At 66.7% G+C, this 14,904-nt stretch carries 15 protein-coding genes; 12 read left to right on the top strand and 3 right to left on the bottom strand.

The window, feature by feature from the left end:
• The first annotated feature begins 224 nt into the window (after window positions 1-224).
• From HV681_RS05900 to cheD, 3 genes are all read left to right on the top strand, one after another.
• Window positions 225-998: a cell division ATP-binding protein FtsE gene (locus tag HV681_RS05900; RefSeq protein ID WP_175122200.1), complete on the top strand. Its 774-nt coding sequence runs from the start codon at window positions 225-227 to the stop codon at window positions 996-998.
• The gene (locus HV681_RS05895; RefSeq protein WP_175122199.1) at window positions 995-1,903 is read left to right on the top strand and encodes a cell division protein FtsX; all 909 of its coding nucleotides are present in this window, start codon (window positions 995-997) and stop codon (window positions 1,901-1,903) included. Before HV681_RS05900 ends, HV681_RS05895 begins: the two co-directional genes overlap by 4 nt.
• Before the next feature lie 363 nt (window positions 1,904-2,266).
• The gene (gene cheD, locus HV681_RS05890) at window positions 2,267-3,070 is read left to right on the top strand and encodes a chemoreceptor glutamine deamidase CheD (RefSeq protein WP_175122198.1); all 804 of its coding nucleotides are present in this window, start codon (window positions 2,267-2,269) and stop codon (window positions 3,068-3,070) included.
• Window positions 3,071-3,126: 56 nt separating this feature from the next.
• Here the strand turns inward: cheD and HV681_RS05885 are convergent, their stop codons facing one another.
• A complete protein-coding gene (locus HV681_RS05885) occupies window positions 3,127-4,110 on the bottom strand; it encodes a GlxA family transcriptional regulator (protein ID WP_175122197.1) in 984 nt (327 codons plus the stop codon).
• A gap of 256 nt (window positions 4,111-4,366) precedes the next feature.
• On the opposite strand from HV681_RS05885, the gene HV681_RS05880 reads away from it, so the two are divergent.
• The 4 genes from HV681_RS05880 (at window position 4,367) to HV681_RS05865 (ending at window position 7,638) form a co-directional block, all read left to right on the top strand.
• A complete protein-coding gene (locus HV681_RS05880; RefSeq protein ID WP_175122196.1) occupies window positions 4,367-5,053 on the top strand; it encodes a M24 family metallopeptidase in 687 nt (228 codons plus the stop codon).
• 48 nt (window positions 5,054-5,101) lie between these two features.
• On the top strand, window positions 5,102-5,632 hold the full coding sequence (thpR, locus tag HV681_RS05875; RefSeq protein ID WP_175122195.1) for an RNA 2',3'-cyclic phosphodiesterase: 531 nt from the start codon (window positions 5,102-5,104) through the stop codon (window positions 5,630-5,632).
• Between the two features lie 36 nt (window positions 5,633-5,668).
• Window positions 5,669-6,229: a 5'-3'-deoxyribonucleotidase gene (locus tag HV681_RS05870; protein WP_175122194.1), complete on the top strand. Its 561-nt coding sequence runs from the start codon at window positions 5,669-5,671 to the stop codon at window positions 6,227-6,229.
• Window positions 6,230-6,300: 71 nt separating this feature from the next.
• Window positions 6,301-7,638 carry an NAD(P)H-dependent oxidoreductase gene (locus HV681_RS05865; RefSeq protein WP_175122193.1) on the top strand — a complete coding sequence of 446 codons (1,338 nt, stop codon included), beginning with the start codon at window positions 6,301-6,303 and terminating at the stop codon, window positions 7,636-7,638.
• Window positions 7,639-7,691: 53 nt separating this feature from the next.
• Here HV681_RS05865 and HV681_RS05860 read toward each other — a convergent pair whose 3' ends face one another.
• Together HV681_RS05860 and HV681_RS05855 are read right to left on the bottom strand one after the other, a co-directional pair.
• On the bottom strand, window positions 7,692-8,438 hold the full coding sequence (locus HV681_RS05860; protein WP_175122192.1) for a FadR/GntR family transcriptional regulator: 747 nt from the start codon (window positions 8,436-8,438) through the stop codon (window positions 7,692-7,694).
• A 149-nt stretch (window positions 8,439-8,587) separates the two neighbouring features.
• A complete protein-coding gene (locus HV681_RS05855; RefSeq protein ID WP_175122191.1) occupies window positions 8,588-9,325 on the bottom strand; it encodes an SDR family NAD(P)-dependent oxidoreductase in 738 nt (245 codons plus the stop codon).
• A gap of 491 nt (window positions 9,326-9,816) precedes the next feature.
• Here HV681_RS05855 and HV681_RS05850 point away from each other — a divergent pair, with 491 nt between their 5' ends.
• The 5 genes from HV681_RS05850 to HV681_RS05830 all read left to right on the top strand — a co-directional run bounded on the left by HV681_RS05850 (window position 9,817) and on the right by HV681_RS05830 (window position 14,882).
• A complete protein-coding gene (locus tag HV681_RS05850) occupies window positions 9,817-11,052 on the top strand; it encodes a branched-chain amino acid ABC transporter substrate-binding protein (protein WP_175122190.1) in 1,236 nt (411 codons plus the stop codon).
• Between the two features lie 146 nt (window positions 11,053-11,198).
• On the top strand, window positions 11,199-12,140 hold the full coding sequence (locus HV681_RS05845; protein ID WP_056559748.1) for a branched-chain amino acid ABC transporter permease: 942 nt from the start codon (window positions 11,199-11,201) through the stop codon (window positions 12,138-12,140).
• Entirely contained in the window at window positions 12,137-13,417 is a 1,281-nt protein-coding gene (locus HV681_RS05840; RefSeq protein WP_175122189.1) for a branched-chain amino acid ABC transporter permease, read from the top strand. Before HV681_RS05845 ends, HV681_RS05840 begins: the two co-directional genes overlap by 4 nt.
• Window positions 13,414-14,166: an ABC transporter ATP-binding protein gene (locus tag HV681_RS05835; RefSeq protein WP_105240929.1), complete on the top strand. Its 753-nt coding sequence runs from the start codon at window positions 13,414-13,416 to the stop codon at window positions 14,164-14,166. The genes HV681_RS05840 and HV681_RS05835 overlap by 4 nt, the downstream gene beginning before the upstream one ends.
• Window positions 14,163-14,882: an ABC transporter ATP-binding protein gene (locus HV681_RS05830; RefSeq protein ID WP_056559753.1), complete on the top strand. Its 720-nt coding sequence runs from the start codon at window positions 14,163-14,165 to the stop codon at window positions 14,880-14,882. The genes HV681_RS05835 and HV681_RS05830 overlap by 4 nt, the downstream gene beginning before the upstream one ends.
• The last annotated feature ends 22 nt before the right edge of the window (window positions 14,883-14,904 follow it).

The raw sequence follows: 14,904 nt of genomic DNA, 5'->3' as shown, positions 1-14,904 counted from the left end.
GGTAGCGTCCGCAAAGCACGCGGCGCATCCGGGAATTCCCTTGAAATATAGGGACACTGGATGAAATGAAACGCTGTTTTTGACGAAAAACAGGGACGCGCTTTCAGCTTTGCGCACGGATGTTTCAGCCGGTGGAATGAAGCCGGCCTGCCCCGGCCACGCCAAGAGATGTAGGCCACCTTACTGTCCCCGAGTTACTATGGCGGCTTCATCTGACAGCCGCCATGATCGAATTCCAGCACGTATTCAAATCATATGGTCGCGGCCGCAATATCCTGGCCGACATCAACTTCCGCGTGAGCGCGGGAGAATTCGTTTTCGTATCGGGGCCCTCCGGCGCCGGCAAGTCCACCCTGCTCAAGCTGATCGGCGGACTTGAACCCGCCAGCCGCGGTTCGATCCAGGTGAACGGCCAGCGTCTGGACAAGCTGCCCGCGCGCGCCCGGCCCTATCTGCGTCGCGCCGTGGGCGTCATCCTGCAGGACACGCACCTGCTGTTCGACCGGAGCGCGTTCGAAAACGTGATGCTGCCGCTGGCCGTCCAGGGACACCCCTGGGATTCCGCAGCGTCGCGTGCCCGTGCCGCCCTGGACAAGGTGGGGCTGTCGGGCAAGGAAGACCTCAATCCCATCGAGCTCTCGGGCGGCGAACAACAGCGCCTGGCGATCGCCCGCGCCATCGTCAACCGGCCCGCGATCCTGATCGCGGACGAACCCACCGCCAACCTCGATCACGACAACGCGCAACGCATCATGAACGTGTTCCGCGACTTCAACCGCGTCGGCGTCACTACGCTGATCGCCTCGCACGACCAGGAACTCATGGCGCGCTACGCCACCCGCACGCTGCGGATCGAGCCGGGCAAGTTCGCCGACTCCCACGGGCCCGCGACGCCGCCGGACGGCGCGGCCACCCATGGCGCGCATGGCGCAACGGCGGCGCCCGTCCGTCCCGGCCGCACCGAGCCGGGCATCGGTCATCCGGGAGAGTCGGCATGAACGCCTGGCTGCGCCAACACCGCTACGCGCTTCTCGTCACCCTGCGCCGGCTGATCAAGCAACCCTTCTCATCGCTCGCCAACCTGCTGGTCATGGCGTTGGCGCTGGCGCTGCCGCTGCTGGGCAGCGCGATCCTGGTCTCGGTGCAACCGGTGGCGCGGGAAATGTCCGTCACGCCGGAGGTCACCGTCTTCATGCGCGTGGATGCGCCTGCGGGCGCCGCGGCCGACGTCGCCAAGCGCATTCAAGCCGACTATCCGCAAGAGGTGCGCGCCGTGCGCGTCGTGGGCCGCGAAAGCGCCCTGGCCGACCTGCGCGCCAACCCCGCCTGGCAGGAAGCGCTGGCCGTGCTGCCGGGTAACCCGCTGCCCGACGCGGTCGTCGTCACGCTGGCCGACGGCGACAACCTGGCCGGACGCGCCGACACGCTGGCTTCGGCCTGGAAGCAGTGGAACCACGTGGATCTGGTGCAACTGGACAGCGCGTGGGTCCAGCGGCTGGAAGCCATTCTGCGGTTTGCCCGGATCGGCCTGGGGTTCCTGGCCGCGTGCGTGGCGGTCGTGGTGCTGGCCACCGTGTTCAACACCGTACGCATGCAGGCGCTGTCGCAACGCGAAGAAATCGGCGTGGCGCGGCTGGTCGGCGCCACCGAATCGTTCGTGCGCCGGCCGTTCCTGTACCTGGGCGCGTTGTCCGGCGCGTTGGCTTCGCTGCTGGCGATTGGCGTGGCGTCCGTTGCGCTGTCTCCGCTGAACGAAGCCCTGCTGGGGCTGGCCCGCAGTTATGGGGCCGAATTTGCCCTGCACCTGCCCGGCGCCCCCGTCCTGATCGGTGCGGTGGTGGCGTCCGCCGCGCTCGGCGCGCTGTCCGCGCGCTGGTCGGTCACGCGCAGCACGCGGTTCTAGACCGGCAGATCTGCCGGACCGGCCTGGAAGGCCGGTCCGGCTCGGGGTTCTTTCGCCGCCCTATCGTTCCGCCCAGCGGGTCTAAACCTCCGTTTGAACCCCCTTCATCCCCGTGATCCGGGGAAAGACCCCGAACTAGCCTGTGTAGGATGGTTGCCTGCCATCCGCACAGGCTTTTTGCATGCGGGCGTCAGGAGGAAGTTCCAATAAACGACGCTTTGGTCGTGTTTACACAGTTTTCTCCCATTGACTGCCGGGATATGCAAGAATAAAGCGACATTTTTTTACATGTTTTGTCACAATTGTCGCTTTTTCCCGCATTTCTAGTGTCTCAATCGCCGTTTTTGCCCAGATATCAGTCCAATGGCCGCTCTTGAAGCCCGCGCGACGCGTCACTACTACGACAGCGCGTTCCAATCTCCGGCAGTGAAAGTGCTCCCGAACGAGTACTACGTCACCAACGAGAACATGATGATCTCGACCGTGCTGGGATCCTGCGTGGCGGCTTGCATCCACGACCCGATCACGGGCGTGGGCGGCATGAACCACTTCATGTTGCCCGAGGGCGACATGCAGTCGCCCGCATCGGCCACCATGCGCTACGGCGCCTTTGCGATGGAAGTACTGATCAACGAACTGCTCAAGGCCGGCGCCTCGCGCGACCGCCTGGAAGCCAAGGTGTTCGGCGGCGGCGCGGTGCTGGCGGCCATGCAGCAGATGAACATCGGCGAGCGCAACGGCGAGTTCGTCCTGAACTACCTCAAGACCGAAGGCATCCCCGTCAAGGCGCAGGATCTGGGCGACGTGCACGCGCGCCGCATCAACTACTTCCCGCGCGACGGCCGGGTGATGGTGCGCAAGATGGCGCCGCACCACCAGCGCGCCGAAGAGATCATCGCCAAGCGTGAGCAAGAGGCGGCGCAAAGCGCGGCCGCCAAGACGGCCACGCCGCAACGGGTCGAGCGCTTTGCGCGGCCCGGCGTCGAGCGGTTTGATCGCCCCGGCGTGGAACGGTTTGATCGCCCCGGCGTCGAGCGGCTGAACCGCCCGGGCGTCGAACGATTCGACCGCCCCGCCGCGCGCCCCGGCGTGGAACGCTTCGACCGCCCTGCCCGGCCGGGCGTTGAACGCTTTGACACGGGTGTGACTCGCCGCACCAAGCCTTGAACGGCGAGCGGCGCGATCCCTACCCCTGAACGGCAAGCATCCTGCCGTCCCACGCGCTAATCAGCAAGCGCCGGGCCGCCCTGCCCCAGGCTGAAACTGGTCCGGTATTGGCTGGGCGACACGCCCAAACGCCGGGTGAATGCCTCGCGTAAGTGGCGCGCATCGCGAAAGCCGCATTCATACGCGACCGTCTTGAGCGGCGCGCCGTCGCGCTCCAGGCGCGCCCGCGCCGCGTCCACCCGCGCGCTTTCCACGAATTCCGCCGGCGTCACGCCCGCATCCCGCCGGAACACCCGTGAGAAATTGCGGCGGCTCATCCGGGCCACGGCGGCCAGCTCTGCCAGGCCCAAGTCGCCGGACAGGTTGGTCAGCACATGCTGCTGCACCTGCGCGACCACCGAGGTTTCCTCGACGAACGGGGTCAGAAACGGACTGAACTGCGATTGCCCGCCAGCGCGCTGCGTGAACACCACGAGCCGCTTGGCCACGTTCAGCGCGACCTCTGCGCCGTGATCCTGCGCCAGCAGATACAGCGACAGATCGATGCCTGCCGTGACACCCGCCGACGTATGCAGGCGGCCGTCCTGCACATACAACCTGTCCACCTCGACCCGTAACGCCGGATACTGCGCGGCCAAGGCCTGCGCATCGTTCCAGTGCGTGGTGACGACCGCGCCATCGGGCAGTCCCGCGCGTGCCAGCAAGAAGGCGCCGTTGCAGATCGACCCGTACCGCGGCGCGCGCCGGCAGGCCGCCCGCAGCCAGACCAGCGCCTCGTCGGGCTCGCGCGCAGCCGGCAGGTTCGGGCCTCCCGCGACCAGCAACAGGTCTGGGGTGTCAGACACCTCGGCGTAATGCCGCTGCGGCAGGATCGTCATCCCGTTGGAGCACGGTACCGCGCCGCGCGTGAGGCCGATGATCTCCAGCCGGTATTGCCGGGCCGGCGCCAGAAAGCGGTTCGCTTCCGCGAACACATCCATGGGGCCGCTGACGTCCAGGGCCTGCACCCCGGGGAACACGACAAGGGCGACGGTTTTCATGGCGGGTGACGGGCGTACAAAGGAAAACCGCTACGTTAGCCCAGCGCCAACCATGTGCGGCGGCCCACGCGAATCCTTGGCCTTGAAACGCGCCATGGCGGCCCGAATCCGTCCTTGCCTGCGTCGCTGGCCCGTCCACGCGCCAGCCTGGCACGATTCCGTTCCGCCGGGCGCTCGCGGGCCTGCCCTCTTCTGCCCAGACTGGCGCCTGTCCGGCGCGGCATGCCGCTGCGCCCAGCCACATAGGAATTCCGCCATGACGATGCCTCCTTCCCCCGCCAGCGAACGCGTTGGCCCCGCCTTCTCCGTGGACGGCATGCTGCGGGCGCGCAACAAGACGCGCCAGGCCATTGCCGACATCGCCGCCCGCATCCAGCCCGGCATGGTGGAGGAAGACGCCGTGAGGCTCGCCAAGCAGACACTCATCGACGCCGGCATGGCCCTGAGCTGGCATCCCACGCGGGTGCGCTTTGGCGCCAACACGCTCAAGTCCATGCGCCAGCCGTCCGAGCCGGGCGCGGTGCTGGGCGAAGACGACATTTTCTTTCTGGACATCGCACCCCGCCTCGACGCCTGGGAAGGCGACGGCGGCAAGTCATTCGTATTGGGTGGCAACGCCGAGCAGGCGCGCTGCGCGCGCGATGCCGAAATCCTCTTCCACGACGTGCGCGACCGATGGTTGCGCGAACGCCTGACCGGCCATGCGCTCTATGCCCACGCCGACCGCCAGGCGCGCGCCATGGGTTGGGCGCTGAACTTCGAGCTGCCCGGCCACCGGATTTCCGACTTTCCCCACGCGGCCATTCACACCGGGTCGCTTGCCGATCTGGACATCGCGCCGTCGGACATGCGCTGGATCCTGGAGATCCACCTACTGGATCCCCAACGCCGGTTCGGCGCGTTCTTCGAGGACATGCTGCTGGACGACGAGCATTACGGCTGAAGGAAAACGGTGGGCCCGCCCCTCGCAGACGCGACCTACAATCAGCGCATGTCCACCATCCGCCTCTTCTACGCGCTGTGGCCGTCTCCCCCGCTGGCGGCGTCGCTGGCCGGCTGGGCGGAAGCCGCAAAGCCGGCCATGGGCGGACGCGCCATGCGCACCGAGACGCTGCATCTGACGCTCGCCTTCCTGGGGCCCGTCGACAGCGCCCTGGCCGACGAGCTGGCGGCCGCCACGCCCGAACGCCGCCTGACGCCGGGCGATGTGCGGCTGGACCGCTTCGGGGTCTTCCACCGCCAGCGCATTCTTTGGGCGGGTCCCGCCGAGACGCCCCCGGGGCTGCAGCAGGCCCACGACGATCTCTGGCAGTGGCTGTCCGGCTATGGACTGACCCCGCCGACCCAGCCGTTCCGCCCGCACGTCACGTTGCTGCGCAACATCACGCACGCCGCGCCGCCCGCCGACGCGCCCGCGCCGCTGGACTGGCATTACGACCGCATGGTGCTGGTCGCGTCCGAATCGCTGACCGGCGGCAGCCGTTACCGCATCGTGGCGCAATCCCGGCCGCTGGTCGGCTAGGGCACAATCCTACGGTTGCCAACGTTTGGGACCCCCATGATCATCCTGCTGGATCAAGACGGCGTGCTGGCCGATTTCGAACACGCCTTCATCGACGCCTGGCGCGAACGCCACCCGGACATCGCGCCCATCGCGTTCGAGGACCGCAAGTCCTTCTACATCCGCGAGGATTACGGCCCCGAACTACGCGGCATGGCCGAGGCGATCTACACCGCGCCGGGTTTCATCCGCAATCTGCCGCCCGTGCCCGGCGCGCTGGACGCGGTCAAGGAACTGCTGGCGCTTGGCATGGATGTGCGGATCTGCTCGTCGCCGCTGTCGCAGTTTGAAAACTGCGTCGCCGAAAAATACCTGTGGGTGGAAAAGAATCTGGGCCGCGAGGCCACCAACCGGCTGATCCTGACCAAGGACAAGACGCTGGTGCAGGGCCATCTGCTCATCGACGACAAGCCGCATATCGAAGGCGCCGTGCGGCCGCGCTGGAAGCACATCCTGTTCGACGCGCCCTACAACCGCGAGGTGACGGACCGCCCGCGCATCACGTGGCAGAACTGGCGCAACGTGCTGGCCGGCGAGCTCTATACGGCAGATGCCTGAGTCCTGTTCAGGCGTCATCGTTTGGGACTATCCTGTGGAGTCGTACGCCCCACCCAGGAGGAGCCCGCGCCATGAATCTGTACCGTCTGCTCAAGCAGCGAGAAGCCGACCACAAGCCGCTGCGCGTCGCATTGTTGGGCGCCGGAAAGTTCGGCGCCATGTTCATGAGTCAGGCCCCGCGCACGCCGGGGATGCGGCTGGTCGCCGTCGCGGACCTGGTGCCGGACCGGGCTCGCGCCGCGCTGACCCGGGTCGGCTGGCCCGCGGGCGCGCTCAACGCCAGCAGCATCAATGACGCGTACAAGAACGGCAAGGTCTATTTCTGCGACGATGCGCGCACCGTCATCGCCAGTCCCGACGTAGACATCGTCATCGACGCCACCGGCCAGGCCGCGGCCGGCATCACGCACGTGCTGACCTGCTGCGAATACGGCAAGCACATCATCATGGTCAACGTCGAAGCCGACGCGCTGGCCGGCCCGCTGCTGGCGCGCCGCGCCCGCGAGGCGGGCATCGTCTATTCGCTGGCTTATGGCGACCAGCCCGCGCTGATCTGCGAAATGGTGGACTGGGCCCGCGCCAGCGGCTTTGAAGTCATGGCCGCCGGCAAGGGCACCAAGTACCTGCCGGAATTCCATACGTCCACGCCCGATACCGTCTGGCCCTATTACGGCTTCACGGCGGAAATGGTGGCGGCGGGCGACTTCAACGCGCAGATGTTCAACAGCTTTCTGGATGGCACCAAGAGCGCCATCGAGATGGCGGCCGTCTCCAATGCCACGGGCCTGCTGCCCTCGCCGTCCGGCCTGCACTTTCCGCCGTGCGGCGTGGACGACCTGGCGCGCGTGCTGCGTCCCCGCGAAGATGGCGGCATGCTGCACCATCGCGGCCAGGTCGAGGTGATATCGTCGCTGGAACGCGACGGCCGGCCGGTGTTCCGGGACCTGCGCTGGGGCGTGTATGTCACGCTGGCGGCCGACAGCGACTACGTGCGGCGCTGCTTCCAGGAATACGGCCTGGTCACCGATCCGAGCGGCAATTTCACCGCCATGTACAAGCCTTACCACCTGATCGGGCTTGAGTTGGGCATCAGCGTGGCCAGCGTAGGCCTGCGGCGAGAGCCGACGGGTGCGCCGGCCGGCTGGCATGGTGACGTCGTGGCGACGGCCAAGCGCGACCTGCAAGCCGGCCAGATCCTGGACGGCGAAGGCGGCTATACGGTGTACGGGCGCCTGATGCCAGCCCCCGATTCGGTCGAGGAAGGCTATCTGCCGCTGGGGTTGTCGAACAAGGTCAAGCTGAAGAATCCCGTGCGCCAGTCGCAGGCGATCCGCTGGCGCGATGTGGAATACGACGAACGCTGGACGGCGGTGCAGTTCCGGCGCGAGATGGAGCAGACCTTCGCGTAAAGGACGGCGCGCTCGTCATGGGATCAGACCGGGGCGCGCCAGACCGAGGCACGCTAGACCGGCGCCGGGCGCTCCGCCTGAAACAACCGCAGCCGGTCCGCCGCGTTGCGCAGATGCTGTTCGGCCGCACGCCCCGCCGCATCGGGGTCCCCGGCTTCGATGGCCGCGAAGATGACCTGATGCTCACTCTGCACCGCGGCCATGCGCTCTGCATACATCCGCGCGGTGTTGTTGCGCGCACTCCGGATGACGCGCCGCACGTTCGCTTCCAGATAATCGTTCAGCGCCACCAGATGCGGGTTGTGCGTGGCCTGCACGATGGCCTGGTGAAATTGGTAGTCTTCCTCGTCGCCCAGCTTGTCGTTGATGAGCGCGTACTCCATGCCCACCAGCGCCTGCCGCATCTTTTTCAAATCAGGATCGGTGCGCCGCTGCGCCGCATAGCGCGCCGCCGTGACCTCGATGGACAGCATCAGCTCAAGGATGTGTTCCAGGTCCTGGTTGTCGCCCGGCGTGGGCGCGGCGATGCGAAAGGCGTTCTTCTGGAAGTTCGGATCGACGAACACGCCGCTGCCTTGCTGCGACGTGACCAGTCCTTCGGATTTGAGGCGAGCCAGCGCTTCGCGCACGACCGCGCGGCTGACCGAATGCATTTCGGTCAATTGCTTTTCGGTGGGCAGACGGTCGCCGGGGGCCAGCACGCCTTGGCGTATCTGGTCGGCCAGGGCATCCGCCACCGCCGCGGATAGCGAACTGCGAGGCGCGGCGCGCGTCGGATCGGATTCTTGACTGGGCTGCATGGGGATCTTCAAACGTGAGGGCGGCGCGCGGGTGCGGCGGCCATGTTTATAGGAATGTCTCGCGTGGGGGTCCTGACAGGCATCTTCGCGGCAGCGCCTTGGAAATTATAGGTTTGCCGGTTTCTCCCGGCGCGCCGCGTTCCTGCACTTTAAGCGATATAGATCCCGCCATTGACCTGCATGACCTCGCCCGTCACAAATGACGCCAGCGGCGAGCACAGGAACGCGATAGTGCCCGCGATCTCCTCGGCCGTGCCGAAGCGGCGCAGCGGCGTGCTTTCCAGCAACTGCGCGCCCTTCTGCCCGATCAGGTCATGCGTCATGGACGTGGCGATGATGCCGGGCGCCACCGCGTTCACGCGGATCTGCGGGGCCAGTTCCAATGCCAGGCTGCGGGTGAAGCTCTGCACCGCGCCCTTGGACGCGGAATAGGCGGCGTGGGCATAGCTGCCGCGCTGCGCGGCCAGCGACGTCAACAGGACGATCGAACCGTCGTGGCGCAGATGGCGCTGGGCGGCGCGGCACACGTAGAACGTGCCGTCCAGATTCACGCGCATCAGCGTGCGCCAGGACTCGTCGCTGGTGTCCTTGACGAGCTGTTCCGGGTAGATGCCCGCGCAGTGGACCAGGTGATCCAGCCCACCGAAATGCTTGGCCGCCGCCTCGAACACCCGTTCGCAATCGTGCGACAGCGACACGTCCAGCGCATGCGTGTAGACGCGCTGCCCGGTGGGGTCGAGCTCTGCCGCCACCTCCTCCAGCCGCGCGTTGTCGATGTCGGTCAGCACCAGCCGCGCGCCGTGCGCGGCCATGAGGCGCGCCGTCGCCAGCCCGATGCCGTTGCCCGCGCCAGTGATGGCGGCAACCTGCCCCTCGAACGAAATCATCCTGTCTCCTGAAGCTGTTTTTAGCGGTCCGCGGCGCTGTCGCGGCAACGGTGCAAATTCCGATTGAACTGCTGAATCCGTTGCTTGACACGAGAAAAACGCCTGGCCTATGATTTATCGGACAACTTGATAAAGTTGCCTGACAACTTGTGCTGACAGCGTAATTCAACGGACGTTTTCAGGCAAGTCAGTCAGAAAAACACGGCGACACGCCGCATAAACAGGCAGGGGACAACCAGGTGAACTTCACCGGCAGCATGACCGCATCCGCGCCCTCGGCACGTCCGACGGCGCACCTTCAGACGCCCCGGCGGCTTCGTGCCCTGCCCGGCCGGCGTTTCGCCCCGGCGCCTTGTGCGACCGTGGCCGCCGCCACTTCCCCGTCTTCGCTCCCCATCGCTTTCGCGCCCTTGCGGCGCGGCGGCGATGCGGCGCGCGCGCCTGCCTGACCCACGCAATCACCACACTCCCGTTCAACGGAGGAGACACGCATGAAATTGGCTTTCACCACCGGTCTGCTGTGCCTGGCCGGACTCGCCGCCACCGCCCACGCCGCGCCCGTCAAGATCGGCCTGATCGAAACGCTGTCGGGCCCGCAGGCCTCGACCGGCCTGATGTTCCGTGCCGCCGTCAAATACGAGCTGGATCGCATCAACGCGGCCGGCGGCTGGAACAGCCAGCCGCTGGAACTGGTGGAGTTCGACAACCAGGGCGGCCCCGTGGGCGCCTCCGACCGCTTCCGCGCCGCTGCCGCCGAGGGCGTGCAAGTGCTGGTGCAAGGGTCGTCATCGGCGATTTCCGGCCAGCTGACGGAAGACGTGCGCAAGCACAACCTGCGCAACCCCGGCAAGGAAATCGTCTTCCTGAACGTGGGCGGCGAGGCGCTTGAGCTGACCGGCCAGAAGTGCCACTTCTACCACTTCCGCTTCACCACCAACGCCGACCTGCGCGTGAAGGCGCTGGCGTCGGTGATGTCGGCCGACGGCACGCTGGGCAAGCGCGTGTACGCCATCAACCAGAACTACTCCTGGGGCCAGGACATGGAAGGCGCGACCGAGCGCTTTGCCAAGGACTACGGCTACGAGGTGGTCGGCAAGACGCTGCACGAGGTCAACAAGATCCAGGACTTCGCACCGTACGTGGCGCGCATCCGTTCGGCCACGCCGGACACGGTGATCACCGGCAACTGGTCCAACGACCTGCTGCTGCTGATGAAGGCCACGCAGGCCGCCGGCCTGAAGGTGCGCTTTGCCACGGTGTTCCTGGACCAGGTGGGCAACCTGGCCAACGCCGGCGAAGTCGCAATGGGCCATTACATCGCGCACCCGTACAACATCGAGGCCGCGGGCGAGGAAGGCGCGAAGTTTGCCGAGGACTACAAGTCCAAGACCGGCCACTATCCCAGCTACACCGAGCCGCAGACCGTGATCGGCGTTCGCTTCCTGGGCGAAGCCTTGAAGCAGGTCAAGCCCAAGGACGGCAAGCTGTCGGTGCCCGAACTGGCCGTCGCGCTGGAGCAGGTCACCTACAAGTCCGCGCTGGGCGACTACACGATGCGCGCCGAAGACCACCAGGTGCAACTGCCGATGGTCGTGTCCAAGGTCAGCAAGAACGCCAAGTACAAGGCGGACGGCACCGACATGGGCTTTGAACCGGTCAAGGTGCTGGCCGCGGCCGACGTGTCCGCGCCGGTGCAGGCCACCTGCAAGATGCAACGTCCGAAGTGATGCCGGCGCGGCGGCCCGGGCGCTGAAACGCGAACGGGCCGCCGCCGGCACATGACAAGCGCACACCCGGCGCGGGCCGGGCAAAAACAACGTGCGCAATCGCTCGCGGGACGCCCGGCGTCCCGCGCAAGAATCCTGGAGCGGACATGGAATACTTTACCGTCTCGCTGTTGAACGGCGTGATCTACGGCCTGCTGCTATTCATGGTGTCGGCAGGCCTGACATTGATTTTCGGAATGATGGGCGTGCTGAACTTTGCGCACGCCTCGTTCTACATGATTGGCGCCTACGCCGCCTACACGCTGACGCCCGTCACGGGCTTCTGGGCGGCCCTCGTGCTGGCCACGATCATTTCGGGCGTGCTGGGCATGGGCGTCGAACGCTTTTTCCTGCGCCGCGTGCACAAGTTTGGCCACGCGCAGGAATTGCTGGTGACCTTCGGGCTGGCGTTCATCGTCGCCGAGCTGGTCAAGCTCTTCTACGGCGATTTTCCCGTCGACTACCGCGTGCCGCAGTTCCTGAACTTCGCGGCGTTCCGCGTGTTCGACGCGGATTATCCGTTCTACCGCCTGCTGATGGGCGGCGTGTCGATCGCGATGTTCGCGGTGATCTACCTGCTGCTGTCGCGCACCCGTGTGGGCATCGTGGTGCGCTCGGCCATCTACCGTCCGCGCATGGCCGAGGCGCTGGGTCACAACGTGCCGCTCGTCTTCATGAGCGTGTTCGGCGTGGGCGCCGCGATGGCGGGCCTTGCCGGCGCGGTGGCGGGCGCGTTCTACACCACCAACCCGAACATGGCGCTGGAACTGGGCGTGCTGGTGTTCGTGGTGGTCGTGGTGGGTGGACTGGGTTCGCTGGAAGGCGCCATGATCGCCTCGCTGTTGATCGGCCTGATCAGCTCGTTCTCGGTCGGCATCGACGCCAGCCTTGCGACGTTGTTCGGCCTGTTCGGCGCGCGTGACTGGGCCGAAAGCGTGGGCGGCCTGATGACGGTGAAGATCTCCAGCCTGGCCGCGACGCTGCCGTTTCTGCTGATGCTGGTGGTGCTGCTGGTCAAGCCGTCGGGCCTGAAAGGAGAGCAGGCATGAGCCATTCCACCCCCTCCACCGGCCGCGCCACGGGCGCGCTGCTGTTGATCCTGTGTGTGGCCGCGCTATGCGCGCTGCCGTGGCTGCTGCCTGCCGGCCAGCTCGTGGCGGCCGTGCAGATGCTGATTGCCGCACTGTTCGCCTGCGCCTTCAATTTGCTGGCCGGCCAGGGCGGCATGCTGTCGTTCGGTCATGCCGCGTACTTTGGCGTCGGCACCTTTGCCACCATCCATGCGATGAATGCGCTGGGCGGCGCGGGTCTGCTGCCCACGCCGCTGATGCCGCTCGTGGGCGGCGTGGCCGGGCTGCTGTTCGGCGTGGTCGCCGGCTGGTTCGCCACCATGCGGTCAGGTGTGTACTTTTCGATGATCACGCTGGCGCTGGCCGAACTGCTGCACGCGCTGGCGCCGCACCTGAAAGGCGTCTTCGGCGGCGAGGCGGGCGTATCCGCCATGCGCATGCCTGCGTGGGGCTTTACCTTCGGGTCCGACATCGAGGTCTATTACCTGGTGCTGGCCTGGGTGGTGGTGTCGCTGGCCGCGCTGTACGGCCTGACGCGCACGCCGCTGGGCCGCCTGACGCTGGGCCTGCGCGAAAACGCCAACCGCCTGCGCTACCTGGGCTACCGCCCGCATGCGCTCAAGACCATGGTGTTCGCGCTGTCGGCGATGTTTGCCGGCATTGCGGGCGGCCTGCAGGCGCTGAACATCGAGGCCGGCAACTACGTGCTGTTCGAGGTCAAGCTGTCCACCGACGCGGTGCTGTTCGCCTACATCGGCGGCGTCAACGCGTTCCTGGGTCCGGTGCTGGGCGCGTCCATCCTGACGTTCCTGTCGCAGACGCTGGCCGACATCACGCGGTCCTGGCTGCTGTATCAAGGCATCCTGTTCGTGCTGGTGATGCTGTTCGTGCCGGACGGCCTGGTCGGACTGGTGCAACGCGCGGCCAAGTCGCTGCGCGAGCGCGGCCTGGCCAACTGGCTGCCGCGCGCCGCGGTGTCGGTGGCCGGGGGTCTGCTTCTGACTGGCGCCACCGTCTTCACCGTCGAACTCTTGCAACGCATGTTCGCGCGCGATTACCGCGCCCTCCTCGCCATGAACCCCGAGGCCGGCTGGCCCGCCATCCCGCTGTTCGGCCAGGAGTGGGCGCCGCTTGCCATGTCGACCTGGCTGGTGCCGCTGGCGTTGTTCGCCGCCGGCCTTGCCGCCTGCCGCTGGGCGCTGACCCTGTGGCGCGACGCCGGCGAAGCCGCCCCTCTGCTGGAGCCCGCCAAATGAGCCACGAGATCCTGACCCTGACCGACGTGCGCAAATCCTTTGGTGAAGCGCAGATCATCCGCGGCGTGAACTTGGCGATCGAAGCCGGCGAACGCCACGCCGTCATCGGCCCCAATGGCGCGGGCAAGTCCACGCTGTTTCACCTGATGTCGGGCTCGTTCGCGCCCACGTCGGGCGACATCAGCCTGCGCTCGCGGTCCATCGGCGGCCTGGCGCCCGAGGCCATCAACCGGCTTGGCCTTGCGCGCTCGTTCCAGATCACCAACGTGTTCCCGCGCCTGTCGGTGCGCGAGAACCTGCGGCTGGCGGTGCTGCGCATGCACGGGCTGGTCTACAACTTCTGGCGGCCGATTGCGCGCAACCGCGCCGTCAATGAAGACGTGGACCGCCTGCTGGAAAAGGTGCGGTTGACGGCCAAGCAGGACACGGCGGCCGGCGACCTGAACTACTCCGAGCAGCGCTCGCTGGAAATCGGCATGACGCTGGCGTCGCGCCCGAAGGTAATTTTGCTGGACGAACCCATGGCCGGCATGTCGCAGCACGAGGTCGACTACACGGTCGAACTCATCAAGGACGTAACGCGCGACTGCACCCTGCTGATCGTCGAACACGACATGCAGGTGGTGTTCTCGCTGGCCGATCGCATCAGCGTGCTGGTCTACGGCGAGATCCTGGCCACCGGCACACCCGCCGCGATCCGCGGCGACGCCCGCGTGCGCGAGGCCTACCTGGGAGAGGAAACGGTATGACGACGCAATCCCCCCTCTTGTCGCTGCAGGGCGTGCATGCCCACTATGGCAAGAGCCACATCCTGCACGGCATCGACCTGTCGATCGGGCGCGGCGAAGTGGTCAGCCTGCTGGGCCGCAACGGCGCGGGCCGCTCCACCACCATGAAAAGCATCATGGGACTGGTGGACGTGACCGGCGGCCGCATCGCCATCGAAGGCCGCGACATCACCAACAAGCGTCCCTTCGAGATCGCGCGCGCCGGCCTGGCCTTCGTGCCCGAGGAACGCGAGGTGTTCGCCAACCTGACGGTGGACGAGAACCTGCGCATGGGCGAGCAGCCCCGGCGCGATGATGCGCCGTACTGGACCGTGGCGCAGATGTTCGACTACTTCCCGCGCCTGAAGGAACGCAGCAGCACGAAGGCCGGCAACCTGTCGGGCGGCGAGCAGCAGATGCTGACCATGTGCCGCTCGCTGCTGGGCAACCCCAAGGTCATCCTGATCGACGAGCCCACCGAAGGCCTGGCGCCCAAGATCGTCGAGGTGATCGCCGACGTCATCCGGGATATCCACAAGCAGGGTGTGTCGGTGGTGCTGGTCGAGCAGAAGCTGACGATCGCGCTGAAGGTGTCCACGCGCGTGAGCGTGATGGGCCACGGCCGCATCGTGTTCGAAGGACCGCCCGCGCAGCTTCATGAGCGCCAGGACGTCGTCCAGGAATGGCTGGCGGTCTAGCCGGCCTACGTACTCATCCATT

This window comes from Achromobacter animicus, assembly GCF_902859585.1.
GTDB lineage: Bacteria > Pseudomonadota > Gammaproteobacteria > Burkholderiales > Burkholderiaceae_B > Achromobacter > Achromobacter animicus.
This window is presented reverse-complemented; position numbering and strand designations above follow the sequence as displayed.